Origin of the sequence: Labrenzia sp. THAF35 (assembly GCF_009363595.1) — a bacterium.
Classification (GTDB): Bacteria; Pseudomonadota; Alphaproteobacteria; order Rhizobiales; family Stappiaceae; genus Roseibium; species Roseibium algicola.
Window position 1 is genome coordinate 5,183,928 of the sequence record NZ_CP045380.1, and the last position, 25,513, is coordinate 5,209,440.

The following is a 25,513-nucleotide window of genomic DNA, read 5'->3' on the forward strand; positions in this document are numbered from 1 at the left end:
ACCGGACCTTACGAAGAATGTTCGGAAGACCGGTAGGTGCGCGACACGAACCCGAGCACACCGCAGAAAACGAGGCAGTAGCCGCCCATTGCCATGACCTGCAGGTCGAACGAGACACCTTTGTCGATCAGCCAGCCGACGAGACCCGGACCAGCCGCGGAAGCAAACACCATCACCGAAAACGCGACAGACCGAATGGCCCCCATGTGCCGCGTGCCGTAAACCTCCGGCCAAAGCGCGCCCACCAGCGTGCTGTTGAAACCGTTCGAGATGCCGACAAGCAGCATGAAAACGAAAGCAGCTGCTGGCGCGTGGAAATTGGCCAGCACGAAACAGGCCAGCGTCAGGGGAACAAGGGTGAAAGGCAGCAACTGACGCGCGGAAAACCGGTCGATCAACGGGCCTATCACCAGGGATGCACAGACCACGCCGGATGCCATCAGCAGAAAGGCGCTTGCAAACAATTCCAGCGTCCACCCTCTCAGTTCCACCAGATAGACCTGGTGGAAGAAGATTGCCGTTCCGATAAAGGCCGGCGCGTTGACACCGCAGTTGACCAGCCAGAAGCGGACATCGCGCAGCGCTTCCCCTCGTGTCCACTGGCGGCCTTCCGGTTTGGCCGAGGCCGTTTCGAGCGCGGAAGGGATGCGGTCCTTTGCCAGGAGCGTCAACAAGACCGGCAGGGCGACAACAGCCAGCACGATGGCCGATACCGTCCAGGCACCGCGCCACCCGAAGGCATTGGCCAGAACAACGAAGCACAGCGGAAACAGCGCTTCTGCCGTCGGAAAACCGAGAACGGCGATCGACACCGCCCGGCCCCGCTGCGCAGTGAACCATCGCCCGGCAGCGGTCACCGACGTGTGGGTCATCATGCCCTGCCCGCACAGCCGGAGGCCATAAAAGGCAAGTCCGACCATCCATACGGAAAACGTGTTGGCCATCGCCAGGCAGAACAGGGCGAGACCTGTCATCACCACCGCTGCGATCTTCTGTACCGGGAAGTGATCAAGGCTGCGACCGACATAAGGCAGGGTCAGGGCACTGCCGAGGGTCGCCACCATGTAAAGCAGGCCAATGTCACCGTGACTGAGACCAAACTCCGCCCTGAGGTCCCCCGCCGACAGCGAGATGAAAAACGTCTGCCCGAAGCCGGAAAAGACCGCGAGAAGGTAACTGGCGGCAAGCCAGCGGGCATTTTCACGCAGGAAGGAGAAATAGGTCATCGAGGCAAAAGCCCACTTTCAACAAACAACTGACGATCCACAAAACAACCCATCCTGCGAAAGCGCGTAACGCCGTCTCGAAGGATGAGGCGACAGCTTTCTGCCACGCCCGTTCAAATTCAAACGATCAGATTCTGCGAAACATCAGCCAGGCAAGCACTTATGAATGCCCTGCCCCTCAAGAGCGATCGCGGAACCTGTTGGTGATGGGATATCGCCGGTCCTTGCCGAAGTTGCGCTCGGTGATCTTCACCCCCGGAGGCGCCTGCCGGCGTTTGTATTCGGCAATATAAAGAAGATGTTCGATCCGGTGGATCAGTGCCCGGTCGTGACCGCGTTTTTCAATGTCACCCACCGACATCTCGTCTTCCACCAGACATTCCAGGATGTCGTCGAGAACATCGTAAGGCGGCAGAGAATCCTGGTCGGTCTGGTTTTCACGCAGTTCGGCAGTCGGCACCTTGGTGATGATATTGGACGGAATAACCTCTCCACCCGGACCAAGCAGCCCTTCCGGCAGGTTGGCATTGCGCCATGCGGCCAGGTGATAGACCTGCGTCTTGTAGAGATCCTTGATCGGATTGTAGCCACCGTTCATGTCGCCATAAAGCGTGGCGTAGCCGACCGACATTTCCGACTTGTTGCCGGTGGTCATGACCATGCGCCCGAACTTGTTGGAAACTGCCATCAGGATGACACCACGCGCACGCGATTGAAGGTTTTCTTCGGTCGTGTCTTCGTTCGTGCCGGCAAACAGATCGCTCAGCGCCGACCTGAAGCCTTCAACCGGTTCGGAAATGGGCACAGTGTCATAGCGAATACCCAGCGCGTTGGCGCAGGCGGCCGCATCGGTGATGCTTTCTTCCGAGGTATAGCGATAGGGCAACATGATCGCATGGACCTTGTCGGCACCAAGCGCATCAACCGCCATTGCCGCACAAATGGCCGAGTCGATACCACCGGAAAGACCCAGTACGACTCCTGGAAAGCCATTCTTGGTGACGTAGTCTCCAAGGCCCATGACGCAGGCCCGCCAATTCGCCTCATCGAGTTCCGGAAGCCTTGCAAAAGTGCCGTTCTCGCAAACCCAGGTCTCACCCTCGCGCTTCCAGTCACTGATACCAAGAGCGGCTTCAAACTGGGGCATCTGGAACGCCAGCGAGCGATCGGCATGAAGCGCGAAAGATCCGCCATCGAAAACAAGCTCGTCCTGCCCGCCAAGCTGGTTGCAGTAGATCAGCGGCAATCCGGTCTGGACCACACGCGAAACAACCACCTGCAGACGGTGCTCCGCCCGGTGTTCCCAGTAGGGAGAGCCATTGGGAACCAGCAGGAGCTCCGCGCCGGTTTCCTCCAGACACTCGCAAACCTCGTCGTTCCAGATGTCCTCGCAGATCGGCAAGCCGATGCGCACACCGCGGAAGTCGACAGGTCCGGGCAAGGGGCCTGCAGCAAAAACCCGCTTCTCGTCAAAGACGCTATAGTTTGGCAGGTCGTACTTGTAGCGAACGGCCTTGATCTCACCCTGGTCCAGCAGCAGGGCGGCATTATAGACTTTGCCTTCCTCGCTACGCCAGGGAGACCCCAGCACGATTCCCGGACCGCCATCCGCGGTTTCACCGGCAAGGGTTTCGGCCGCCTCCATGCAGCGCCTGACGAAAGCCGGTTTCAGAACAAGGTCTTCCGGCAAATACCCGGCGAGCATCAGTTCGGAGGTCAAGACAAGGTCCGCCCCTTGAGAGGCGGCTTCCTGACGGGCCTTGCGAACGAGCTCTGCGTTGCCGGCCACATCGCCAACAGTCGGGTTTAGCTGCGCGACAGCCAGTCTGAAACGGTCTGAAATCATCGGAAAATTACCAGGAAGTGACATTGCTTTCTGGTGTAGCCGTTAGATCGGCGAACGTCCAATCTGAATTTGCATACGTCCAGAAGTAGATTTGCCGGCACCTGTCAAAAGCCCGGTCGTGATGGGCCATGCCCGAAGGCATCGTCAGAGCAAGGCGAGCCCGGCTTGATCGGCTGAAGGGTCCGATGCTGCCGTGGACGAGATGTCCGTGACATTCAGTTTGCGCAACGGCTGCTGATGCCCGGGGCCGAGAAGACCTTTCGAGCGCCCATGCATCTCCTGCCGTTCAAGGATTTCGCCGATGTGACGATACAAGATGGCAGGAGCGATCGGTTTGGCGACGAACCCGTGAATACCGATCTCGATGCCTTCAAGGATTGTCGCGCGCTTGGCATGGGCAGTCACGATCAGAACCGGCGTGGTGCTGACCACAAGGTCCCTGTCGGCACGAAGGATGCGGAGAAACTCATTGCCGCCAAAAGGGCTCATCACCCAGTCGCAAAGCACAATGTCCGGCTTGCGGTCAACGACCATTTCCAGGGCTTCCGCACCATCGCTGGCTTCATAGGCCGAACGGATGCCGAAGCCCGCCAGCACGGAGCGGAGGATCGAGCGCATATGGGGATTGTCTTCCGCAATCAGGCAGGAAACCTTCGTCAGATCCCACTTATCGCGCACAACTCAAACTCCCCACTACACCCGTTTCCCTAAAAAGAAGGTATGCGCGTCGAGCGTTAAGCGAGGCTTACCTCAGGGCACGTTCATCCGGAAAATTCCGGAAAAAACGCAAAAGGGCGGCAAATGCCGCCCTTTCAGATAACGTAACGGAAGAGGCAATCCTCTTTATGCGCTTGCCGCAAGCGGCTCGACCTGCCGGCCGTCGCGTTCCTTCTTCAGGTTTTCCGCGATCAGGAATGCAAGTTCCAACGCCTGATCCGCATTGAGGCGCGGGTCGCAATGGGTGTGGTACCGGTCGCCGAGCTGGTCCTCGGTCAGGGCGCGTGCCCCACCCGTGCACTCGGTCACGTTCCGGCCGGTCATTTCGATGTGAACACCACCGGCATGCGTGCCTTCCGCACGATGAACCGCAAAGAAGGCTTCCACTTCTTTCAGGATCCGGTCGAACGGACGGGTCTTGTAACCGCCAGCGGAAATGGTGTTGCCATGCATCGGATCGCAGGACCAGACCACCGTCTTGCCTTCCCGCTCGACAGCGCGAACGAGCTGCGGCAGGTGGTCGAACACCTTGTCGGCGCCAAAGCGGGCGATCAGCGTCAAGCGGCCCGGTTCGTTTTCCGGGTTCAGGATGTCGATCAACTCCAGCAGGCCATCCGGTGACATGGACGGGCCACACTTGAGGCCGATCGGGTTCTTGATACCGCGGAAGAATTCCACATGGGCATGGTCCGGCTGACGCGTCCGGTCGCCGATCCAGATCATGTGGCCGGAAGTCGCATACCAGTCACCCGAGGTGGAATCGACGCGCGTCAGGGCTTCTTCGTAGCCAAGCAGCAGAGCTTCATGGCTGGTGAAGAAATCGGTCGACCGAAGCTGCGGAACGCTATCGGCGTTGATGCCGCAGGCCTTCATGAAGTTCAGCGACTCCGAAATGCGGTCGGCCAGTTCCTTGTAGCGATGGCCCTGAGGGCTATCGGAAATGAAGCCGAGCATCCAGCGATGAACCTGGTCGAGGTTTGCGAAACCACCCTGCGCGAAAGCGCGCAAAAGGTTCAGCGTGGCTGCCGACTGGCGGTAAGCCATGGCCATGCGGCCCGGATCCGGGATACGGCTTTCCGGGGTGAAATTGATGTCGTTGATGATGTCGCCGCGGTAGCTCGGCAGCTCGACGTCACCCTTCTTCTCGAAATTGGAAGAACGCGGCTTGGCGAACTGACCGGCGATCCGGCCGACTTTCACAACCGGCTGGCTGGCGGCATAAGTCAGCACGACGGCCATTTGCAGGAAGACGCGGAAGAAATCACGGATGTGGTCGGGATGATGCTCGGCAAAGCTTTCGGCACAGTCACCGCCCTGGAGCAGAAAACCGTTGCCCTGCGCGACATTTGCCAGCTGGCTCTTCAGCGCACGTGCCTCACCTGCAAAAACCAGCGGCGGATAAGTCGACAGGCGCTGTTCAACATCCGCCAAAGCCTCTTGATCCGGGTATTCCGGAACCTGCAAGATCGGCTTCGATCTCCAGCTGTCCGGGCTCCACTTCTCCGCCATACTTCCTACTCCTCACTGGACCCGCAGGTTCGTTTCACACCCTAGATCACGCGGTCCGCGACATTTTCGTTCGTTTGGGCCTGCCAATTGAAGGCAAACGTGCGGCCTTATACACTTCATGGGCCGCCAAGGCCACAGGGCAATCCCCCAAAATATACCCTGTTTTAAGGATCATTTTCGCCACTTCTGCGTGGACACGAAATCCTTGCCTTTGAGGCGGATCATTGCGGGTGGTGATCCAGGGGGGCATCGTGTGTGAAATCATACAGGATGACCTCATGCCGACACCTCGTCTGGAGCATAGCCACAGGCCCGATGACATCGCGAACCGGCTCGCTTCAGGACCGGACGCAAGCTATCTGAGAGACTGGGTCTATGGCGGCATAGACGGCGCCGTCACCACCTTTGCCATTGTTGCAGGGTCTGTCGGCGCGGACCTCTCTCCGACGATTATCCTCATCCTGGGAGCTGCCAACCTGTTTGCCGACGGGTTTTCCATGGCGGCAGCCAACTACACCGGTTCCAAATCCGAAATCGAGGATTACGCGCGCCTCAAGGCGGTCGAGGAAAAGCACATCGCCGTGGCGCCAGATGGCGAACGGGAGGAAATCCGGCAGATTTTCCGCGCCAAGGGCTATGACGGACCAGACCTGGAAACCCTGGTCGGGTTGGTTTCCTCCAACAAATCCATCTGGATCGAAACCATGATGCAGGCCGAATACGGTCTGTCGAACACGGCGCGATCGCCAATGAGAGCAGCGCTTTACACCTTCGCCGCCTTCGTTCTGTTCGGCTCGATCCCACTGCTGCCGTTCGTCATTCCGGTGCCAGCCAGTGCAGAAACCGCGACAATCCTCACGATACTCGCCTTTTTTACCATCGGCTCCCTGAGGGCGCGCTGGTCGCAGCGGCATTGGTTTTCCTGCGGGCTGGAAACAAGCGCAATCGGCACCCTGGCCGCGGGCATCGCCTTTGCGGTCGGATACGGCCTGCAAACGCTGCTCGGCTGACGGTACGATAATGCCTAAGTGGCTGGGGAAAGAAAGTTGACCCCGAGGTCTTTCAACTTGCTGTCGATCAGCTTCGCCACTTCCGGATCGAGCACAATCTTGCGCGGATAGAGCGGATTTGCACGGTCAGGCAGTACTGGCACATGCCAGCCTTCAGTCGTTTCCAGAAAATGGTCGATCCCTGCTTCGCCCCAGAAACGGTAGAACCCGGCGAGAACGCAATCCAGGTAACTTTGCAGGATCGGATGTTTGTCCGTGCCCCAGCGACAATGTTCGGGCGCAGCCCTAAAAAGAAACAGTTCGTCAGGCCCCGGCCGCATGGACGCGTCGCAACGAAATGCGCCGCCGACAGCTTCGACCTTCAGGTATCGTTTCTCGCGCAGTTCCAGCTCGGCGAGGCGGGTCTTGGGTTCACGCGCCATCACCCCCATGATGCGTGATCCTTCCTTTTCCCGTACAGTCAGGGCGCAGCGCCCCTGGCCGTCCGGGCTCTCGCCGCACACTTTCCATTCCCGCACCCAACCGTTGAGGGTTCCGGGCGTCACTTCAACGCCGGCGGGAATAGTGTCAATATTGACTAGGGAACCATAACCAAAATATGTGATCGTCATCTGGTGCTTGTCTAGTGCTTGTATGTTTTTCTTAGATTGTTTCCGAGGGTGTCATGATCGTTCCGTCTCTTACCCAGCAGGATATCGACCTCATGAGGGACGATACTCCGGGTGTACGTCAGCTCATTCACTTTAACAATGCGGGAACGGGGCTGGCCCCAACTCCTGTTCTTGAAGCAGTTAAGCAGCATCTCGATCTTGAAGCGACCCTCGGCGGATATGAAGCCGCTGCGGCCGCCAAGACCGCAATGGACACCTTTTATACGTCTCTGGCAGCTTTGATCGGCAGCAAACCGCAGGAAATCGCCTATATCGAAAATGCCACCCGGGCCTGGGACATGGCTTTTTACGGCATCGACTTCCGCGAAGGAGACCGGGTTGTCACCGGCCGTGCCGAATACGTCTCCAACTACGTTGCCCTGCTGCAGATGAAACGCCGCAAGGGGATCGAGATCGATATTGTCGAGGACGATGAATTCGGGCAAATCGACCTGAAGGCCCTGAAAGCCGCGATTGGTCCGAAAACGCGGCTCATCGCCCTTACGCACGTTCCGACCTTTTCCGGACTGATCAATCCTGCCGAAGAGGTTGGAGAGATCGCGCGGCAAACGGGTGTCCTTTATCTTCTCGACGCGTGTCAGTCCGCAGGGCAGATCCCGCTGAATGTCGACGAAATCGGTTGCCATATCCTGTCCGGCACCGGGCGCAAATATCTGCGCGGTCCGCGCGGTACCGGATTTCTCTACGTCAGCGACGCCGTGCTTGACCAGGTAGAACCGCCGTTTGTCGATCTTCAGGCAACGGAGTGGATCGACGAGGATCGTTATGAACTTGTTCCCCACGCACGTCGTTTCGAAACCTGGGAACGCTATGTCGCGGGGCAGATCGGCCTGGGTGTTGCCGTCAGCTATGCCATCGGCTTCGGCATGGAGCGGATCGGCAACAGGATCTGCGGGCTTGGCGCTCAGCTCCGGTCTGAGCTATCTGCACTTCCCGAGGTAACCCTTCACGACAAGGGCCAGCGCAAGGGCGGCATCGTCACGTTCTCGCTGTCCGGTGAAAGCCCGGCACAGACCAAGCTACGGCTCGGGCAAGCCGGCATCAACGTTTCGGTCAGCCAGGCCAGCTCAGCCCGGATCGACTTGCCGCTCCGGGGTCTTGACGCCGTGGTGCGGGCGTCGGTTCATGCGTTCAATTGCGAAGAAGAAATTGAACGCTTTGTTAAGTGTCTCGGTAGTTTTCGCTAGGTAAGCACCCCAGAAAAGCGCCTCCCCCACCCGGTGTTAAAGTTCTTCGGCTAAACAGCTGTCGCATCCGGGTAAGAGGGGATGGCGGTTTCTTGTTCCGTTTGAAGAAAAAGACATCTGAAGCAACACATCCAGGGCTGGAGGCTCCCGAAGCCGGCCGGCGGATCACGGTGTGGATCTATAGCCTTGCCGCGCTCGTGATTTTCCTGTCGACCGCTTCCCTCACCTTCATTGCCCACATGGCCTGGGGCGAAGCCGACAGGCGCGCCCTTGAAGCCGAGCAGATGCGCCTGACCAACACCTTGAAGGACATCCACCGCCAGGTCGCGCGAGACCAGGTGACGATGGCTCAGTGGGATGATACCTTCAACGCCCTTCAGTCCCCTTTGGACCGCGAGTTCATCGAAGACGAACTGATCGGCGACCTTTGGGAAGATTTCAACCTCGACCGGACTTTCGTCGTGATGCCGGACGGGACCTTGATCGCGCAGGCAATCAGGGACGATGTCCTGATTGAAAATCGGCAATTGCCGGCCGAAAATCTTGTTCGGAAGCTTGCCGAACAAACGGCTGCGGCTTTCCGGAAGCGGCAGGACGGTTCCAACTCCGTTTTTGCCGAATGGTACATGCCTCAGTCCGCCTTGCTGGAAACGTCTCAATCCGCCTTTGCCCAGATCGACGGATCCCGCGCATTCCTAAGCGCCATCCCGGTTCTACCTGATGAAGGTCATGTCCGGCTGGTGGGCGACTATCCGGCAATCCTGGTCAATGCCGTCTACATAGATCAGGACTGGCTGACCGGACTGAACGAACAACTCGGCTACAGGGATTTCCGGTTTTTCCCCGGTGAACCTGAACGCAAACACCCAACGAATTACCTTGTACAGGCGGCAGACGGGTCCACGTTCGGCTATTTCAGATGGGACCATTCCAAACCGGGTCGCGAAATCTGGATCATGGCCCTGCCGCTGATCATCCTGTTGGCGTCCATCATCGCAATCGTCGCCTTTGCGCTTGCAACGAAGATCAGCCGTCTGTCGGCCTCGCTTGAAGAGAGCGAACGGAAGAACCGCCACTTTGCGCGACACGACGCTCTGACAGGGCTGCCGAACCGGCATCATTTTTCCGACTGCCTCACTTTCTCGCTGGATGGCCTGCCGGATCGTGGATTTGCGATATTTGCCTGTGATCTCGACCGCTTCAAACCGGTGAACGACACATATGGGCATGAAGCCGGTGACCGGGTCATCTGTACTGTCGCCGACAGAATGCGGCTGCTGGTCGGCAAGGATGGTGTCGTCAGCCGGATTGGAGGAGACGAATTCATTGTCCTCTTCACCAAGCATACAGACAGGGACAGGCTTGCAGCACTGGCCGAGGAAATCCGCCGGTCGATTGCCGAGCCGATAGACATTGGTGGAGGTCAACAGGTCGACATCGGTGTCAGCATCGGCATTGCCAGCGCGCCAGAGTCCGGCACGAGCGAGAAAGATCTGATCCGCATGGCCGACATGGCGCTTTACCGGGCGAAGGATAAGGGCCGCAATGCCTATGAGTTTGCAGGCCCGCACAGTCTCGAGGCTGCCAAGGCCCGCAAACAGATGGATCTGCAAGCAATTCCGGCGTCACGCTAGCGGGCACCGCCGAAAGCGGCAAATTACATTGTCATAAATACTATAAAAGGCAGTGTCCTTTGAGGATGCACCTCACGAAAACTCCTAAGTTTTTTAATACTCCCACGTCCTGTTAAGGTATTCGTTGATACAATCACTTTACTCTTTAGTGGCAAGAATTCAGAATAACAAACAAAGACCCAATCGGGATCTCAACTTGACCGAGTTTAGGCGTAGATATAGCGACCAGGCCGCGAAAATTCCCCGGCAGCATATTTCCCGGCTGGCGTTTCTGCTTGCCGGATTGCTGATTGCTGTTACGTCCGTTTCGTTGCTGTTCGTCGGTTTCGTTGCCTCTCAAGCTTCCCGGCAGCAGGCCATCGCCAACGAGGAACGTCTGTTCCAGAGCACGCTGGCAGATCACCTTCGCACCATCGTTCGCGAGCAGATCGGCATCGCGTCGTCCGACCAGTCGGTGCTCAAGCTGGTGCGCAATTTCGATCCCGACTACGTTCGAAGCAGCTTTGACACCCTGTGGTCAACCTATCGCCACAGCAAGGTAATGCTGATTTCCGGAAATGGGGACGTTCTGGCTGAATCCTTCGCCGACTATACTCACATCATCCGGCGTCCCGTCTCCGAAACGCCGGAGCTTGAAATTGTTCATGAAAAACTGAAGGCGCTGTACCTGCAAAACCGCGTGCGGGTGCCTGGCGGTTTCGGTCACAAGTCCCTGCAAGGAGCAGATCCCGGGGAATATGCCGTCATGGGTTTTGTCCATATCGACGGCAAACCGGCCATATTCGGCGCGATGCCGATCATTCCGGACGACTATGAAGAGACTTTGCCCGACGGGCCTCCCACCGTGCTGCTGTCAGCCCATTACGTTGACGCCTACTTGCTCGGCCAGCTCAACGCGCAGCTGAATTTCGCCAATTTCGGTTTTGAGGAAGATGCAGGCGTTCCCGGCAAAGGGCCGCGCCATCTTGTCAAGGATCAGAATGACGACCCGCTCGGAACCTTTCGCTGGGACAGCCAGACCGTCGGCGAATCCATCTGGCCAACCATCGTCCCTGTCATCGTGGTTCTGAGTGTTGCCCTTGGCGCCCTCGCCTTCGGCATTGCCTGGCGGATCGGCCAGCTGACCACATCCCTTCAGGCGAGCGAACACCAGAACAGGTACCTGGCTCTGCACGATACGTTAACGGGGCTCGCTAACCGCCTGCAGTTCAACCGTGTCCTGGAATCCTCGGTCAAAACCCTGCCGGACAAGCCCTTTGCCGTCATTCACTGCGATCTGGACAAGTTCAAGGCGGTGAACGACACCTTCGGACATGCCGCGGGCGATATCGTCATCAAGACCATGGCGGAGCGCCTGAGCAAAGCCGTCGGCAAACCCGGTCTGGTTTGCCGTATCGGCGGCGACGAATTCATGGTGATCTATCGTGGCAGTGTTGTGCGGGAAACCTTGAACACACTTTGCCGGGCCCTTGTTGCTGCCGGCGAATTGCCCGTACCGATCTCAAGTGGCGATATTGCGCAGATCGGTCTTAGTGTCGGCATTGCGATCGCCCCGGAGGACGGAACGACTTCCGAACAACTCGTCACCCGTTCGGACGCCGCGCTATACCAGTCGAAGAAACTCGGCCGGGGCCGGTATTCCTTCTATTCCGATTCACTCGATCTGGAAGTCGGACCAGACGGCGTGTTGACTGACCCTGAAGACGAGCCGCTGCGGCGGGCAGCGTCAGGGCCTGCAGAATGAAACCGCTGCGGGACAAGTTGCCCCGCAGCGGCTCCTGACTTTCTGAATTGCCGCCGAACTACCCGCGCAGACGCTCGGTCGGTTCACGCATCGTGACGAGTTCTTCAGCAGCTGTCGGATGAACGGCGATCGTCCTGTCGAAGTCGGCCTTGGTCGCGCCCATCTGCAAGGTGATGCCGAGGATCTGAGCCAGTTCGCCGGCGTCCGGTCCCATGATGTGGACACCGAGCACTTTCTGCGTGTCTGCATCGACGATCATTTTCATGAGCATCTTTTCATCGCGGCCCGACAACGTGTGCTTCATCGGACGGAAGCTGGACTTGTAGATATCCAGATTGGACGTCCGCTGCAGTGCTTCTTCCTGTGTAAGACCGACCGTACCCATTTCCGGCTGCGAGAACACGGCAGTGGCAATCAGGCTGTGGTCGACCGTCCAGGGCTTGTTGCCGAAGACCGTGTCTGCAAAGGCATGGCCTTCCCGGATCGCAACCGGCGTCAGGTTGGCCCGGTTGGTGACGTCGCCAACGGCATAGATGGATGCCACATTGGTGCGGGAGTCCGCACCAACCTTGATCGCACCCGCCGCATCCATCTCGACACCGGCCTTCTCAAGACCGAGGTCACGGGTATGCGGGTTGCGGCCGATGGCGAACATGATCTGACCTGTTTCCAGCGCAAGCCCACCCTTGGTGTGACCTGTCAGAGTGCCGTCTGCCGCCTTCTCGATCCTGGAGAACGTGTCGTTGAGCACCACCTTGATGCCCTTCTTCTCCATTTCCTGGCGAACCGCGGTCCGAAGCTCACCGTCGAAGCCGCGCAGAATTTCCTCTCCGCGATAGATCAGCGTCGTATCGACCCCCAGCCCGTTGAAGATACCGGCAAACTCGACCGCGATGTAACCACCACCGGCAACCACGATCTTGCTCGGCAGTTCGGCAAGGTGAAAGGCTTCGTTCGAGGTGATCACATGCTCGCCACCCGGCAGACCTTCGTCCACGTTCGGAGACGCGCCGACGGCCACGAGAATGTATTTCGCGCTCAAGGTCTGACCGGTGGACAGCAGGCGGACTGTATGGGCATCTTCGATCACCGCGCGGCTGTCGTGGACTTCCACGTCGGTCCGCTCGAGATTGCGCCGGTAGATCCCTTCGAGGCGCGTGATCTCCTGATCCTTTGCCGCAACAAGCTTGTCCCACGAGAAGGCGCGTTCGCCGACCGTCCAGCCAAAGCCTTCCGCATCTTCGAACTCTTCGGAAAACTTCGAGGCGTAGACAAACAGCTTCTTGGGCACACAGCCGCGAATGACGCAGGTACCGCCGTAACGGTACTCCTCGGCGATACCGACCCGGGCGCCGTGTGTCGCGGCAATTCTGGCAGCGCGTACGCCGCCGGAGCCGCCGCCAATAACAAAGAGATCGTAATCGTAGTCGGTCATCAGTGCCTCATCGTGATCAAAAGTCCGCCGGCTGCCGTCCGGCAGAGCCTTGCCAGCCCCGCAGATAGGCAACCGAAGCTGCGGTACAAGCCCGGATGCCCGGTCGGGCCAGGTCATCAGGGACAGCCAAAACGGGCCATTTCCAAAAGAATTGGGCCGCTTGCGCGGCCCGAAAGCCGGACATGACCCCGGCCTCACTTATTCGTGTGAAAGGCGTGTTCCCTGCCATCGGCATGGCCGACGCGGGAGCCCTGCCCTTACTGAGCTGCGTTCAGCTTGGCCAGTTCTTCCTGAACCATGGTCACCATTTCGGTGGAAACCTTGTCCTGCCATTCACGGGCAGCACCAACGGAATACTGCGTGATGGTCGGGATCTTTTCGGTCAGCTTCTGGCCGAGTTCGGTGCTGTAGAATTCAGCAAGCTGGTTCAGCTCTTCTTCGGTGAAGGCGTCTGCCCAGGCCTTGTAAACCAGATTGTTGAGCTCGATCCGCTTCGGCGCTAGCGTCAGCGCGACATTCTGAACGACTTCGGCGATTTCTTCCGCACGGGTCGGGTCGGACTGAATGAAAGCCGTCCGGGTCTGTTCAGCAAGGATCGGAAGAATATCGTCAAACGGTTCCAGAACCTTGGTCACAACGGCAACCTGCTTGGCTGCGGCAAGGTGGCTTTCAGAAACGGCATCCTGTGCGGCTGCGCCCGAGGCGACAAAACCAGCGGCCATCATGGCTGCGCCCAATACAGCTGCCCGCGGGAAAGATTTGATAAGCTTCATTTTTCTACTCCTAGGCGGCTTTCATCTTTAGTCTGGAAAGCCAAATCCACACCACTTAGATGGGCAAGACGGTCTTTACCCCATCTGTGCCGGCCACGTAAGCTTTTGTTGCAAGTTCAATGAAGAGGCCGTGTTCGACAACCCCCGGAATGGCAACCAGCCGGTCGCCCAGGGTCTGGACCTCGGGTATGCTTTCAAGCTGCGCATCCAGGATGAAGTGACCTCCATCCGTGACGAAAGGCTGAGCCGATCCGCCGCGCAATGCCATGTTCAACGGCAGTCCAAGATCCCCAAACACTTTCAGGATCGCGCGCCGCGTTGCTTCCAGACCGAAGGGAACGACTTCGATCGGCAGGGGAAAGCGGCCAAGCGTCGCAACTTCCTTGCTGCCGTCTGCAATGACGATCATGTTGGCCGACGCTGATGCCACGATCTTCTCGCGCAGCAAGGCTCCTCCACCACCCTTGATGAGCGACAGATGGGGGTCCAGTTCATCGGCACCGTCGACGGTCAGATCAAGTTCCGGCAATTCATCAAGCGTGGTCAGCCGAATGCCGAGGCTCGACGCCAGTTCCCGCGTGCGCTCCGAAGTCGGCACACCGATAACGTCCAGGCCATCCTGTACCCGACGGGCAAGTGCATGGACGAAGAATTCCGCGGTCGAACCGGTTCCAATTCCAAGACGCATTCCGGATGTGACATCGTCGGCAGCGCGCTCCGCCGCCAGTTTCTTGTACTGGTCGCTCATTTACCGTTCCTAGGGCCAACCTGTCGGCGGAGAAGACCAAGCAATCATCTCCATCCGGCCGCCGGGTGCTTAACATGGCCGGCGTCCGCCGGTCCAGTGACATTCCCCCTCTTCAACGGGGAAACACCGCCATAGCGCCCATATCCGCAGTTTATTAACCATCATTTCAGACCAACAATAGATAATGCTTTCAATTGTCTAGGGTTTGGAAAGCACAGAATCAAATGAACATTCTTCGACTTAGACCAAGGCAGAAAGACGAATACAATAATTTAAACAACAAGATACCTGCCCCTGAGGAAACTGACAATACTTCCGGAAACCAGCCGGAAGCGCAGCTGGCGGCCAGCCAGATGAGCTTCGTACTGGACAGCCTGGAAGACGATCTGCAAGTCGCGGCCAAGACTATCAACGCCGCGGCGGAGAAGGTGCAGGACCGGCTCGTCAGTCAGATGGACAAGCTGGAGACCATCCGCAGCGACAGTCAGTCGCTTGCGGACCAATCGGCCGTTGCCAATGAGAACGCTTCGGGACTGGCCACGTCCATTCAGGATCTCACCACCTCCAGCAGCGAAATCGGACAGCAGGTCGGTGTGTCCAACCAGTTGGCGCAAGAGGCCCGCGACGTCGCGGCCCAGGTCAACCAGGGTGTTCTGGAGCTCAAGAACGCGATCGATGACATTGCCAATGTCGTCAGCCTGATTTCGGACATTGCCAAGCAAACCAACTTGCTGGCCCTGAACGCCACCATCGAGGCTGCCCGCGCAGGCGAAGCCGGCCGTGGCTTTTCCGTTGTCGCGAGCGAGGTGAAGGCGTTGTCGGTGGAAACGCAGTCGGCAACGGAACAGATCGTCGCCAACATCGACCGCCTCAACCAGTCAGCGGAACTCAGCCTCGGCTCGGTCAACCAGATCATCGATGTTATCGGCAGGATACGGCCCAGCTTTGCCGCGGTCGAAGATGCGGTTCAGACCCAGGTTGAGACCACAAACCGGATCGGTGACCAGGCGCAGCAGACGGCGGATTTCGTTCAGGAAGTGCTGCGCACCGCGCAGACAATTACGGAGTCTGCTGCGGCAGCAGAAGAAGGTGGCATGCTGGCGCGCGAAACCGGTGCGGAAATGAGCACGGCTTCCAAAGCGCTGCAGTCCCGCTTCACCATGATGATCCGGCAGACCGAAATCGGCGATCGTCGTCAGCACGACCGATTGCCGATCAAGATTTCCGGATCGGTGACAGCAGGCGGAACATCCGCACAGATCGAGACCCACGATATTTCGGAAGGCGGCACGCTGTTCCGGCCCGAAGGTGGCTCCAACCTGAAACAGGGCATGAATGCCCGTCTTGATCTCACCGGGATCGGCCAGGTGGAAGTCCGCATCGTCGCCGTTTCCGAACATGGTTGCCACGGTTGCTTCGTCAACAAGGATGCCGGGTTCCAGGCGGCCCTTGAGCGCAAGATCGCATCCATTCATGAAAGCCACGCTGTTGAGGTAGAACGTGTCCAGACAGGGGCCTCGCGCATATCCAACGCGATGGAAGATCTCATCGCGCAGCGTCAGCTGACCATGGACGACCTGTTCGATACCAATTACCAGCACATAGCCGGCACCAACCCGCCTCAAGTGTCGACCCGCGCGTTGGCTCATCTGGAAAAGATCCTGCCAACGATCCAGGAAGAAATCCTCGGCAAATGCAAGGGTATGGCCTTTTGTGCCTCGGTCGATCGCAACGGCTACCTGCCGGTACACAATCTGATCTACTCGAAACCGCAAAAACCGGATGATGTTGCCTGGAACACGGCCAACTGCCGCAACAAGCGCATCTTCGATGACCGGGCCGGCCTCAGCGCGGCGCGCAACACGCGCCCCTTCCTGATCCAGTCCTACGCCCGGGACATGGGCGGCGGCAATATCGTCTGGATGAAGGAGATCGACGCGCCGATCATCGTTCAGGGCCGTCACTGGGGTGGCTTCCGGACCGCGTACAAACTCTAGAACAAACCGGCGGAGCCGATCCCCTCTTGCGGCGGAGCGGCTATGCAGCTAGGCATTGAAGGCGGCCTGCGTTCGGGTGAATGCAGGCCTTTCCCACATTCCGGGGCCGGTTTACCTGCCCGCAATCATGCCTTTCAGCATGAATGCGTTCTTGCCGTCCCGCTCCTGCATTTCAGAGGGTCTCATGTCCGTTCTGGTTTTCGATCTGGATGGCACGCTGGTGTCGTCCATGGAAGATCTCGTCGCCACCTTGAACATCGTCATGACCTCCGCAGGGCATTCGGCCATTCCCCAGGACAACGTCGCCAACATGGTCGGCCTGGGTGCAAAGGTGCTGATCCAGCGCGGCCTGGAATTCAACGGCATTTCCTGGACCGATGAAACCGTGGCGCCGCTCTATGTGCATTTTCTGGAGCATTATGCCGCCAATATCGCGGTTCACACCAAACCGTTCGACGGCGTTGTCGCGGCGCTGGAAAACTTCCGAAAAGACGGATGGAAACTGGCGGTCTGCACCAACAAGGCCGAGCGGCTGACGCATCCGCTGTTGGCTACACTCGATCTCGCCAGGCATTTCGACGCCGTTGTCGGCGGCGATACGTTTTCCGTGGCAAAGCCGCATGCCGAACCCGTGCATGGTGCCATCCACCGGGCGGGTGGAGAAATCGGCGGTTCCATCATGATCGGTGACAGCGGCACCGACATCGATGCCGCCCGTAACGCCGGCATTCCGGTCATCGCGGTCGATTTCGGCTACACGGTCGTGCCGGTCCGGGACCTTTCCCCGGACCGGGTCATTTCGCATTTCGACGAGCTGGCTGGTGCAATCGCTTCGCTCAAGTCCTGAGGCTGGTTCTGTCAGACATCAGAATGTCCTGATGGCATCGCCCAGGGTTTCACGGATTTCTTCCCGGCGCACGGATAGTGCCGCAATTTCCGTATCGACATCCTCGATCCGGGTTTCGCTTTCCTCCAGCTTGCGGGCGGCACGCTTGTAGAGATCGGCACCCGGCTCAAGAGCCGCCAGGTTGGCCCGGTGGCGTTCCTGGTCCCGGCTCTCCTCATCCTTTTCAAGCCGCAAGCGCTGGATCTGGCGCTCGATCTGGGCGATCTCGTTCTGCAGCTCCGACAGTTCCTTCAGCTTTGCAGCGGTTTCCTTGTCCGGCGAGCGCCTGGAGAGATAAAGCAGCTGGTTCGCATCGGTGGAGATCAGTGAATAGGTCTCCGACAAGGTCCGCTCCTGCAGGGCGGAAACCGTTTCCGTTGTTCCCGCTGGCACTTCCACCTTCAAACGGTGGTGCGTTGCGGTGCTGTCCAATTCCTGCTCGGAGGAAAACTGCCACCCGGGACGTTTGGCATGCTCGATGACGATCGTGCGGTCACCGTCCGGGGCTCCCTTGATCGCGTATTGCGTCGAGGATCGCTCGCGCACCATCGCGTTCAGAACCCCGTCATTGACCTTGATCGAGACGATCTGGCTGTCGGCAGATGTTGACTGTGCAATCCTGACCTTCTTGTCGGTCGCAAAGCTTGCCATGCGGCTTTCGCCCGAAGGCATGCCGCTGATCTGCGCATCACCGACATATCCTTCCTTTTCGTCATAAACCGTCAGGATGCCCTGTGGCAGGCTGGTTTCGGTCTCGTTCTTGATCAGGATCGCAGCGATGGGATGCTGCAGGCCGCTTTCAGGCTGGAATACGGAAACCGTTTCGGCGGATACGACCTTGTCAACGATCGGCGCCGACAGGGTTTCCCCGCTTTCAAGGTCGACAGGCCATGGAATTGTGAAGGACGCGGTGACCGCGCCTTCGCTCACCTCGCCGACATTGGCGGCGGCCATGTTGAGAACCATTTCCGGCGCAACCGCCGAGCCAATGAAGCTGGAACGCGCCGCGCCCGGCATGCGGGCCTCGCTCTCGGCAACATCAAACTGCGGTTCCGCCCCCATGTCGACAGGAGGCACGTAGCCGCTGGACACATCCACCGGCACTTCCTGCCGTTGTTTCCAGTAAAGATCGTGGAGCCGCTGTTTCAGCGTTACCGGTGCGCCGGAGGACAGCGTTATCCTGACATCGTCCCAGTCTTCGCCGCTGGCGTTTTCAAGTACGGCCCAGGCCTGCAGCCGGGCCTTGTCATCGGCCATCGTCACCACGCGGTAAGCCGTCTTCCAGATGGGCGCCGGCACGACGTAGGAAACCGCGACCTCACGTTCGCCCTCGCCTGCCACTTTCAAGGCAACGGTTCGCGCGCCGTCCGACTTGCCGTTGCCAACCGCCGACAAGGCCTTGGCAACCTTCTGTTGAATGTCTTCATCGAGAAACGTGACTTCGGTATCTGCGGACAGGCCGACACCGGTGATGCGACCATCACTGAGAACCGAAATGACAAAGGACTGCCCCCTGTCGCCGTCATCCTGCACCGACACGCCGAGAACGAGCCCCTCGACCGTGGACCCGGCCTTTTCCAGACGCACGCGGGTTCCCTGCAGTTTTGCCAGAAGGCGTGCGGGCGACTGCAGGTCCTCAACGGTGAACGGCAGGTTCTTAAAGGTTTCCGCCAGCGGGTTCGGGCCGGGAAGAGTAATACCCTCGACAACGCCTGCCTCGTCGAACACGACAATGCTCTTCAGCACATCGTTCACCTGTTCGAGCGGGACCGTCATGTTGATCAGACCGCTGCTGTCAATATCCGCCTTGCGCACCACTTCGGCGAGACCACCCGAAGACAGCGTGATGCTGGTAATGGGCCCATTGTCGGCGCCAAACGCCCCGGCAGGCAGGAAAAGACCCACGAGCGCGAGAGAAGAAACGCGTGCAATCATTTAAAAACACTCCAAAAAACAGTCAGCGGAAACGATCGTCTGCTTTAAATACGGCCTTTTCGCGAAGACTGATAACGGCTCCTGACATAATCTGTCACGCGATACGACAGCCTTCCGGATCCGACCGCTCGATGAATACCTCACCAGACGGAAGACCGCGCCGACAGCAAACCGCCCCACATTACGGCACCCAGATATTCCAGACATTGCCGGTCAGACGACAAATATTTTCGCCCGGGACAGCGGGTCATCTCTTTCCGCGGCATCAGCACAAAAGCAATTGGCTAGAACCGACGAGCCCCAGCAACAGACGTCGGTTCCAGAAAAAGGGTGTTGCGCAAGCCGTTGATTTGCCCTAGATACGCGCCACCAGCCGCCAAGGCACGGGCGATTAGCTCAGCGGGAGAGCACTCCCTTCACACGGGAGGGGTCACTGGTTCAATCCCAGTATCGCCCACCATTTTCCTTTGATTACCTCCAGATCCGGTTGCCGCAATTTTCACTACTTTGCCGTGATCCGATTCACCACAATTGCAACTCTTGCCAGAAATCTGGGCAAATTTTCCTGAAAACCAGCCCTGCAAAAGGTGAGCGTGTATATTGGTCAGATCCGTTCCGTTGAGCGGATCCTGATGATCGGGCGTACCGGAAGTGATCCGGTTTCGTGTTGCCCGCCAGCAAAGCCCTGGCTCCGGCACTGGGCATGGATGACATGTTTCGCTCCGCGACCAAAAAAGCTGCGGCACTTTTCCTGTTGTTTGCGGTCCTTGCGCCCGCAACGGTCGCTCGCGCGCAGTCCTCGCAGAACATCCAACTGCCGTCTGCCCCCCTGCTCACTGACGAGCAACAGCGACTCAATCAATCGCTTCTGCAGCAGCAGATGTTGATTCTGGAGCTCGAGCGACAACGACTGGCACAGGAAAGGCGTGAACTGGAAGAAGCGCAGCGCGTTCAGCAATTGCGCGAAGAAAGAGTTCGCCTTTTGCAACTGGAAAGACAACGCCGGCTGGGCTTGCCGCAAAACAGGTCCTACTATCAGCGCCAGCAATACCAGCGCGAAGACTACCGGCCGCAGCGGGGTCAGCCGCAACAATACCAACGCCAGCAATTCCAGTCACAGCAGTTCCGCCGGCAATAAGCTCTTTCGAGCAAGAAATTCAGGTTCAATCCCCAAGGTAATCCGGACAGTTTGGCTTGTCGGCCTGCCTTTGAGACCCCTTCCTGCTATTGTTCTTCAAGTGATTCCCGAAGAGCAGATAGAAGATGGCCACGCAAACCGCTCCAAATCCTTTACGCGAAAAGCTCGTCAAGGGGCTGTCCTATCACCAGTCCGGTGAGATCGAAAAGGCGCAGCGGTGCTACAAGCTGGTATTGAAAAAGGCACCGACCAATCCGGATGCGCTCAATCTGCTAGGCGTGACCTACAGGCAATTGGGATCTCCCAAAAAGGCCGTTGAATACATCCAGAAGGCAATTGCCCAGAATCCGAACCAGGCGTCGTTCTATGCCAACCTCGCCCGAGCGATGATGGACATCGGAACGGATTCGGAAAGCATGCTCGCCGTTTCGGAAAAAGCCCTGTCGCTCAACCCGAAGGAGCGCGAGGCGCTCAACATCAAGGCAATTGCGCTGACCGGACTGCAACGGGTTGAAGAAGCGGAAGCGATCTTCAAGAGCCTGCTTGTCTCCAATCCGAACCACGGCGAAGTTTATACGAACTATGGCCTGCTTCTGCGCAAGAACAACCGTTTTGAGGAAGCACTTACCTTCTTCAAACGCGCGGAAATACTCGCACCGGACAACGTCGAAAACTGCATCGAACAGGCCCGTTGCCGCCTTGAACTGAAACAGTTCGACGCCTCGCTCGAGGCGATCGACAAGGCCCTGGAGCGCTTCACGGACAACCCGCTCCTGCTCCACGAAAAGGCCCGTGTCCTGTTCTCGATCTCCAGAGCACACGAGGGCTTGAAATACGCCGAAGAGGCCGTCAGAGGCACACCGGGCAACTATCACTGCAAGGTCACGCTCGGGGTTCACTACCTGATGCTCGGCCGCGGACAGGACAGTATCGACATTCTCCAGAAGGCAAAGGAGGAAGCGCCTGGCGGCGTGATTTCCGGCCTCGACTGGAACCTGTCGCTCGCCTATCTGTCGATGGGCAACCTCGAAACGGGTTGGGACATTCACGCGGCCCGCTTTGAAGACAAGAAAGCAACTTCCCAGCGACGGGAGTTTCCAAAGCCGGAATGGGAAGGCGAGGATATCTCGGACAAGACGGTGTTGCTGTGGGGCGATCAGGGGCTGGGTGACGCGCTCAAGTGCGGCACGATGTTTCTCGATATCCAGGCGCGAGCGAAAAAGCTCATTCTCGAAGTGTCAGCGAAGTCCGTTCCCTTCTTCCAGAATTCGTTTCCGGAGATCCTTGTCAGGCCCGGCACGCCAAAGGACGATCAGGCCCCGGAGGATGCGGATTACGACATAACGGCCAACATGGTCGATCTTGCACGCTATTTCCGGCGGGATTTCGAGAGCTTCAAGAACGCCCCCTACCCGGTCTACAAATTCAACCAGGAAAAGGCCCGCGAATATCTCGGCAGGCTGCCGGACGCCGACAAGAAACCGATTATCGGCGTCTCCTGGCGTTCACGGAACCTGGAAAAATACCGCGCGCGCTATTACCTGTCCGCGCCTGATTTTGCGCCGATCCTTGATGCTGAAGACGCGATCTACGTCAATCTTCAGTACATGGCCCTGCAAAAGGAGCTCGACTTCCTGGTGGCCCGCTCGGAAGGAAAGTTCACCTATTTCCCGGACGTCGATCTCTTCAACGACCTGATGGCGGCCGCTGACCTGACCGCCATTTGCGATGTTGTGGTTTCGGCAAACACCAGTGTTGCAGACATGGCGGGCATTCTTGGCGTTCCCTGCGTGCGCTTCGGCCCGGTGGAACCCGCCCTGTTGCTCGGCCAGGCCAATCCTCCCTGGTATCCAAGCATGAAGTACATCTACATCGACGAGACGCATCCGACGGTGGAGATGGTACCGCAGGTCATTCAGGTCATGCGTGAAGAACTGGCGGCCGGTTATCCTGGCAAACGGAACGAACGGCTGGGCCTGTAGAAAGCTTTGCAGGCGCTGCCAGTGAGCCTGCGGCAAAGCAGTGCGAACAATTGTTGAACTGGCCGCCCCGCCTTAGCGAGCCTTTCTGGCAATCGCAACAAGCGTATCGGTCGCGTCGATCTTGCGGAGCGCGGCCTCGTAAGCCGACCTGAGTTCCGGTGTTTCCAACGCGGACAGGCTCGACTTGTGGCCACCGGGCTTGCCGTTGGCAAGCCAGCCGAGATGGTTGGAAAGCGGATACCGCTGCACCCCTTCAATCACGACATCCGCAAAGCCGGCAGCGACAAGCAGCCGCCTCAGGCTTTCGCGGGTGTGGAGAATAAGGTGCTGGCTCCAGAGGGTGAAATTCTTGAAAGCTTCGTTCTGAAGATTGGACAACAGGAAATCGGAAGCATGCGGAACCTCGACAACGAGAGTTCCGCTGTCTGTCAGCAGTGCGCGCAACTCTCGCAAGGTTGAAAGCGGATCGGGGAGATGCTCCAGCACATGAAAGGCAAAGACCGCATCCTGCGTTGCCGGAGCGATCTGGTTTGGATTGTCCACGCAGCGATAGCCATCGGCAACCAGCGCCTCGATGTAGCCCCTGTGCAGCTCGATCCCCGTGACATCGGCACCACGACTGGCTGCCTCTCTCAGGAAAAGCCCCTTCCAGCATCCAAACTCGGTGACCGTCTTGCCCGCATAAAACTGCTTGTAGGCATCCAGACGCCGGTACTGATCCTGCTGGTATTCGTAGTCCCAGTCGATGCGCTTGTAGAAGTCGTCCTTGCGGTGTTCAGCGCCTTCGTAGGTCTCGTCGCCGACATAGTAATCATTGATGTAGACAACACCTGAAACCGTGTCGCGATAGACGGTCAAACCCTCCTTGTCGCGGGTCCGGGGTGCAAAAACACTCTGGGTTTCAAGGGACGCTAGGCCGAGCTGCTGCAGCGTATCGAACACCGAAACGTTCTTTTGCAGTGGGTCTACGGCCATATTTCACCTTCTCAGTCGCAAGGTGCCCGGGGAGCGAAGACGTTTGCAGATTGCACGTATCGCGATCCCCGAACCCAAATTCTTCCATGTCACCACCTGGAGTGATGACGGTCCTGTCAGTTGGCAATCATGCCCCGTGCAATAAGCAGCTCGGAGACTTCATTCAGCACACCGGCACCGCCGGCACTTTCCAGAACCACCGTTGCCGTTGCCTTCACTTCAGCCGGCGCATTGCGCGGCGCGATGCTCAGACCGCAAGCCTTCATGCAGTCGAGATCCGCAATGTCTGCGCCGATATAGGCAATCTCGGACCACTCCAGCCCCTTTTTGGTGCGCCAGTCCGAAAGGGTTTCCATCTTGTCGAACAGATGATGCTTGTAATCCATGGCAAGCTTGCGGGCGCGCTGGACAGCGAGACTGTCCTCTTCCCGATCCAGCATCAGCAGCATCATGCCGCGGCCAAGCAGACGGTCGAGACCGATTTCATCATACCGGTTGCAGACGATTGACTCCGTGCCGTCTCGATTGACGAAAACCGTATTGTCCGTGTGCACACCGGCAAAGGCGGTCACCACCGCCCGCAAGGGCTGGGTATCAGTCTCGGTCAGGAAGCCGGTGAAGGGTTCTGATCGGATGAAAGCCTCGGCCATGTCCCAGTCCTGCGAAGTATCGATCTCGATCCAGGTCGAATCCACCGGAACCAGGATCGTCTTTCCGCAGTAACGGTTGCCCGCTTCCAGGAATTCGGGAACACGCATGGCATAGACGGCACCGTTTTCCCTGTATCTTGCAGAGATATCCTGCCGGCGCACGCGTTGTTTGCTCGGATCATGGTTGAGACCGACGCCTTCACCGCTGGGGCCGACTTCCCAGTAGAAGCCATGGTCATCGACCACCGAGATCGCGCTGGTCGCATTCTTGGCCAGCAGCGCTTCCACAACATGATCGACATGATGTGCCTGCGTGAAAGGGGCCGTACACTGCAGGAAAACCAGAATGTCCGGCGGTTCGCTGACAAGGCTTGGCTCGTTCTGCAGAAGATGGATCAACGCGGACTCCGAGCTCGCGGTCGGTCCGGAAAGTTCGCTCGGGCGCAAAACGGATTTTGCCCCGTATTTCTCACCGACTGTCAGAATTTCCGCTGAATCGCTCGAAACGAATACTTCGGACACGAAACGCGACCCGCGTGCGGCACGCACGGTCCGGCCGACAAGCGGAATGCCGTTCAAGGGCCGGATGTTTTTGCCCGGAAGACCGACGGAACCGCCTCTGGCAGGAATGGCCGCTACTATTTTCATTTTCTGCTCAACCACCTCGGAGAAGCTGGGGTCACTCTGGTTTGCGCGCGAACACGGTTACGAAAGATCCCCAGAACGCCGGCGACACATCCGCGTCGGCCCGTACCATGCTGTCGAACGTTTCGCGCGTGGCAAAACGCGTTCCGAAATAGGGATATTCGACCATTTCGATGCGGAATCCCGTGTCACGCAGCAGCCTGACAAGAGAATCGTCAGAGAACAGGCTCACATGAGTTGGGTCATGCAGCAACCGGAAACGATCACCGTAGACCCGGGCGGCCGCTGAAGCGAAATTCGGCGTGCCACAAATGAAGTCACCACCCGGTTTCAGGATCTCGAAGATGGTTTCAACAAAGGGGATCGGCTCGTCGACATGCTCGATGACATGGTTGGCGGTCACCACATCGAACGTGCTTGAAGGAAACGTACCCTTCTCCAGAACACCGTGCCGAAGCTCTGCCGAACACCATTGGCGAGCGACCTCTACCGCCTTCTCGGAAGGATCCAGGCCGAAACACTCGTTCTTGCCCGTGAGTTGCTCAAGCAGTTCGCCAAGGCCGAAGCCGATATCAAGCACTCGTCCCGGCGACCGTGCGTTGACGTAGTCCGCGATATAGCGAACATCTTCCTTGCGCTGATCACGCTCGGCTTCAATGTCCCTGACCTTGCCGTCCGGATCCGTCTTTGCTTCCCAATAGTCCTGCGGGAGCGGCCGGGCTGGATAAGCCACGTAGTAGCTCTCCCCCCGGTAAAGATTCAGGCAGCGGTTAATGATGGACATAAATGGCTCTTGAACAAAAAA

Annotated in this window: 20 protein-coding genes and 1 tRNA gene; 8 read left to right on the forward strand and 13 right to left on the reverse strand. The window is 58.3% G+C overall.

All coding sequences use genetic code 11. The features are described 5' to 3' along the window. Positions 1-8 precede the first annotated feature (8 nt). The 4 genes from FIU93_RS23860 to FIU93_RS23875 all read right to left on the reverse strand — a co-directional run bounded on the left by FIU93_RS23860 (position 9) and on the right by FIU93_RS23875 (position 5,298). Positions 9-1,226 carry an MFS transporter gene (locus tag FIU93_RS23860; RefSeq protein ID WP_075281526.1) on the reverse strand — a complete coding sequence of 406 codons (1,218 nt, stop codon included), beginning with the start codon at positions 1,224-1,226 and terminating at the stop codon, positions 9-11. A 178-nt stretch (positions 1,227-1,404) separates the two neighbouring features. Beyond that, positions 1,405-3,072, reverse strand: a complete 1,668-nt coding sequence (locus tag FIU93_RS23865; RefSeq protein ID WP_152506975.1) for an NAD+ synthase — start codon at positions 3,070-3,072, stop codon at positions 1,405-1,407. A 144-nt stretch (positions 3,073-3,216) separates the two neighbouring features. After that, the gene (locus FIU93_RS23870) at positions 3,217-3,750 is read right to left on the reverse strand and encodes a response regulator (protein ID WP_082809771.1); all 534 of its coding nucleotides are present in this window, start codon (positions 3,748-3,750) and stop codon (positions 3,217-3,219) included. 165 nt (positions 3,751-3,915) lie between these two features. Beyond that, positions 3,916-5,298, reverse strand: coding sequence for a class II 3-deoxy-7-phosphoheptulonate synthase (locus FIU93_RS23875; RefSeq protein ID WP_023003903.1), 1,383 nt, complete (start codon positions 5,296-5,298; stop codon positions 3,916-3,918). A gap of 278 nt (positions 5,299-5,576) precedes the next feature. On the opposite strand from FIU93_RS23875, the gene FIU93_RS23880 reads away from it, so the two are divergent. Then, a complete protein-coding gene (locus FIU93_RS23880) occupies positions 5,577-6,308 on the forward strand; it encodes a VIT1/CCC1 transporter family protein (protein ID WP_152506976.1) in 732 nt (243 codons plus the stop codon). Positions 6,309-6,322: 14 nt separating this feature from the next. Here the strand turns inward: FIU93_RS23880 and FIU93_RS23885 are convergent, their stop codons facing one another. Next, complete coding sequence (locus FIU93_RS23885) at positions 6,323-6,919, reverse strand: gamma-glutamylcyclotransferase (protein ID WP_152506977.1); 597 nt, start codon at positions 6,917-6,919, stop codon at positions 6,323-6,325. Between the two features lie 53 nt (positions 6,920-6,972). Here FIU93_RS23885 and FIU93_RS23890 point away from each other — a divergent pair, with 53 nt between their 5' ends. From FIU93_RS23890 to FIU93_RS23900, 3 genes are all read left to right on the forward strand, one after another. Continuing rightward, positions 6,973-8,166, forward strand: coding sequence for an aminotransferase class V-fold PLP-dependent enzyme (locus tag FIU93_RS23890; RefSeq protein ID WP_152506978.1), 1,194 nt, complete (start codon positions 6,973-6,975; stop codon positions 8,164-8,166). 92 nt (positions 8,167-8,258) lie between these two features. Continuing rightward, entirely contained in the window at positions 8,259-9,800 is a 1,542-nt protein-coding gene (locus tag FIU93_RS23895; RefSeq protein ID WP_152506979.1) for a diguanylate cyclase, read from the forward strand. A 196-nt stretch (positions 9,801-9,996) separates the two neighbouring features. Beyond that, complete coding sequence (locus tag FIU93_RS23900; RefSeq protein ID WP_208984137.1) at positions 9,997-11,544, forward strand: diguanylate cyclase; 1,548 nt, start codon at positions 9,997-9,999, stop codon at positions 11,542-11,544. Between the two features lie 58 nt (positions 11,545-11,602). Here the strand turns inward: FIU93_RS23900 and gor are convergent, their stop codons facing one another. The 3 genes from gor to rpiA form a co-directional block, all read right to left on the reverse strand. Continuing rightward, positions 11,603-12,979 carry a glutathione-disulfide reductase gene (gene gor, locus FIU93_RS23905; protein ID WP_152507691.1) on the reverse strand — a complete coding sequence of 459 codons (1,377 nt, stop codon included), beginning with the start codon at positions 12,977-12,979 and terminating at the stop codon, positions 11,603-11,605. A 257-nt stretch (positions 12,980-13,236) separates the two neighbouring features. Continuing rightward, positions 13,237-13,752: a DUF2059 domain-containing protein gene (locus tag FIU93_RS23910; protein WP_209010220.1), complete on the reverse strand. Its 516-nt coding sequence runs from the start codon at positions 13,750-13,752 to the stop codon at positions 13,237-13,239. A gap of 55 nt (positions 13,753-13,807) precedes the next feature. Beyond that, a complete protein-coding gene (rpiA, locus tag FIU93_RS23915) occupies positions 13,808-14,500 on the reverse strand; it encodes a ribose-5-phosphate isomerase RpiA (RefSeq protein WP_023003895.1) in 693 nt (230 codons plus the stop codon). Positions 14,501-14,853: 353 nt separating this feature from the next. Here rpiA and FIU93_RS23920 point away from each other — a divergent pair, with 353 nt between their 5' ends. Both FIU93_RS23920 and FIU93_RS23925 read left to right on the forward strand, forming a co-directional pair. Then, a complete protein-coding gene (locus FIU93_RS23920; protein WP_208984136.1) occupies positions 14,854-16,497 on the forward strand; it encodes a methyl-accepting chemotaxis protein in 1,644 nt (547 codons plus the stop codon). A 184-nt stretch (positions 16,498-16,681) separates the two neighbouring features. Then, positions 16,682-17,344, forward strand: coding sequence for an HAD hydrolase-like protein (locus tag FIU93_RS23925; RefSeq protein ID WP_173017397.1), 663 nt, complete (start codon positions 16,682-16,684; stop codon positions 17,342-17,344). 18 nt (positions 17,345-17,362) lie between these two features. Here FIU93_RS23925 and FIU93_RS23930 read toward each other — a convergent pair whose 3' ends face one another. Then, positions 17,363-19,318 (reverse strand): DUF4139 domain-containing protein, encoded by a 1,956-nt coding sequence (locus FIU93_RS23930; RefSeq protein WP_062489093.1) that lies wholly within the window; start codon positions 19,316-19,318, stop codon positions 17,363-17,365. Positions 19,319-19,703: 385 nt separating this feature from the next. Between FIU93_RS23930 and FIU93_RS23935 the strand changes: the two genes are divergently transcribed. After that, positions 19,704-19,778, forward strand: a tRNA-Val gene (locus FIU93_RS23935). A gap of 144 nt (positions 19,779-19,922) precedes the next feature. Here the strand turns inward: FIU93_RS23935 and FIU93_RS23940 are convergent. Further along, a complete protein-coding gene (locus FIU93_RS23940; protein WP_152506980.1) occupies positions 19,923-20,411 on the reverse strand; it encodes a hypothetical protein in 489 nt (162 codons plus the stop codon). Between the two features lie 170 nt (positions 20,412-20,581). Here FIU93_RS23940 and FIU93_RS23945 point away from each other — a divergent pair, with 170 nt between their 5' ends. Then, positions 20,582-22,438, forward strand: a complete 1,857-nt coding sequence (locus FIU93_RS23945; RefSeq protein WP_152506981.1) for a tetratricopeptide repeat protein — start codon at positions 20,582-20,584, stop codon at positions 22,436-22,438. Between the two features lie 72 nt (positions 22,439-22,510). On the opposite strand, the gene FIU93_RS23950 is transcribed toward FIU93_RS23945, so the two are convergent. The 3 genes from FIU93_RS23950 to FIU93_RS23960 all read right to left on the reverse strand — a co-directional run bounded on the left by FIU93_RS23950 (position 22,511) and on the right by FIU93_RS23960 (position 25,492). Next, positions 22,511-23,413, reverse strand: a complete 903-nt coding sequence (locus FIU93_RS23950) for a class I SAM-dependent methyltransferase (RefSeq protein ID WP_152506982.1) — start codon at positions 23,411-23,413, stop codon at positions 22,511-22,513. A gap of 116 nt (positions 23,414-23,529) precedes the next feature. Beyond that, positions 23,530-24,711 (reverse strand): acylneuraminate cytidylyltransferase, encoded by a 1,182-nt coding sequence (locus tag FIU93_RS23955; protein ID WP_023003888.1) that lies wholly within the window; start codon positions 24,709-24,711, stop codon positions 23,530-23,532. A 31-nt stretch (positions 24,712-24,742) separates the two neighbouring features. Continuing rightward, positions 24,743-25,492 carry a class I SAM-dependent methyltransferase gene (locus FIU93_RS23960; protein ID WP_152506983.1) on the reverse strand — a complete coding sequence of 250 codons (750 nt, stop codon included), beginning with the start codon at positions 25,490-25,492 and terminating at the stop codon, positions 24,743-24,745. Positions 25,493-25,513 lie beyond the last annotated feature (21 nt).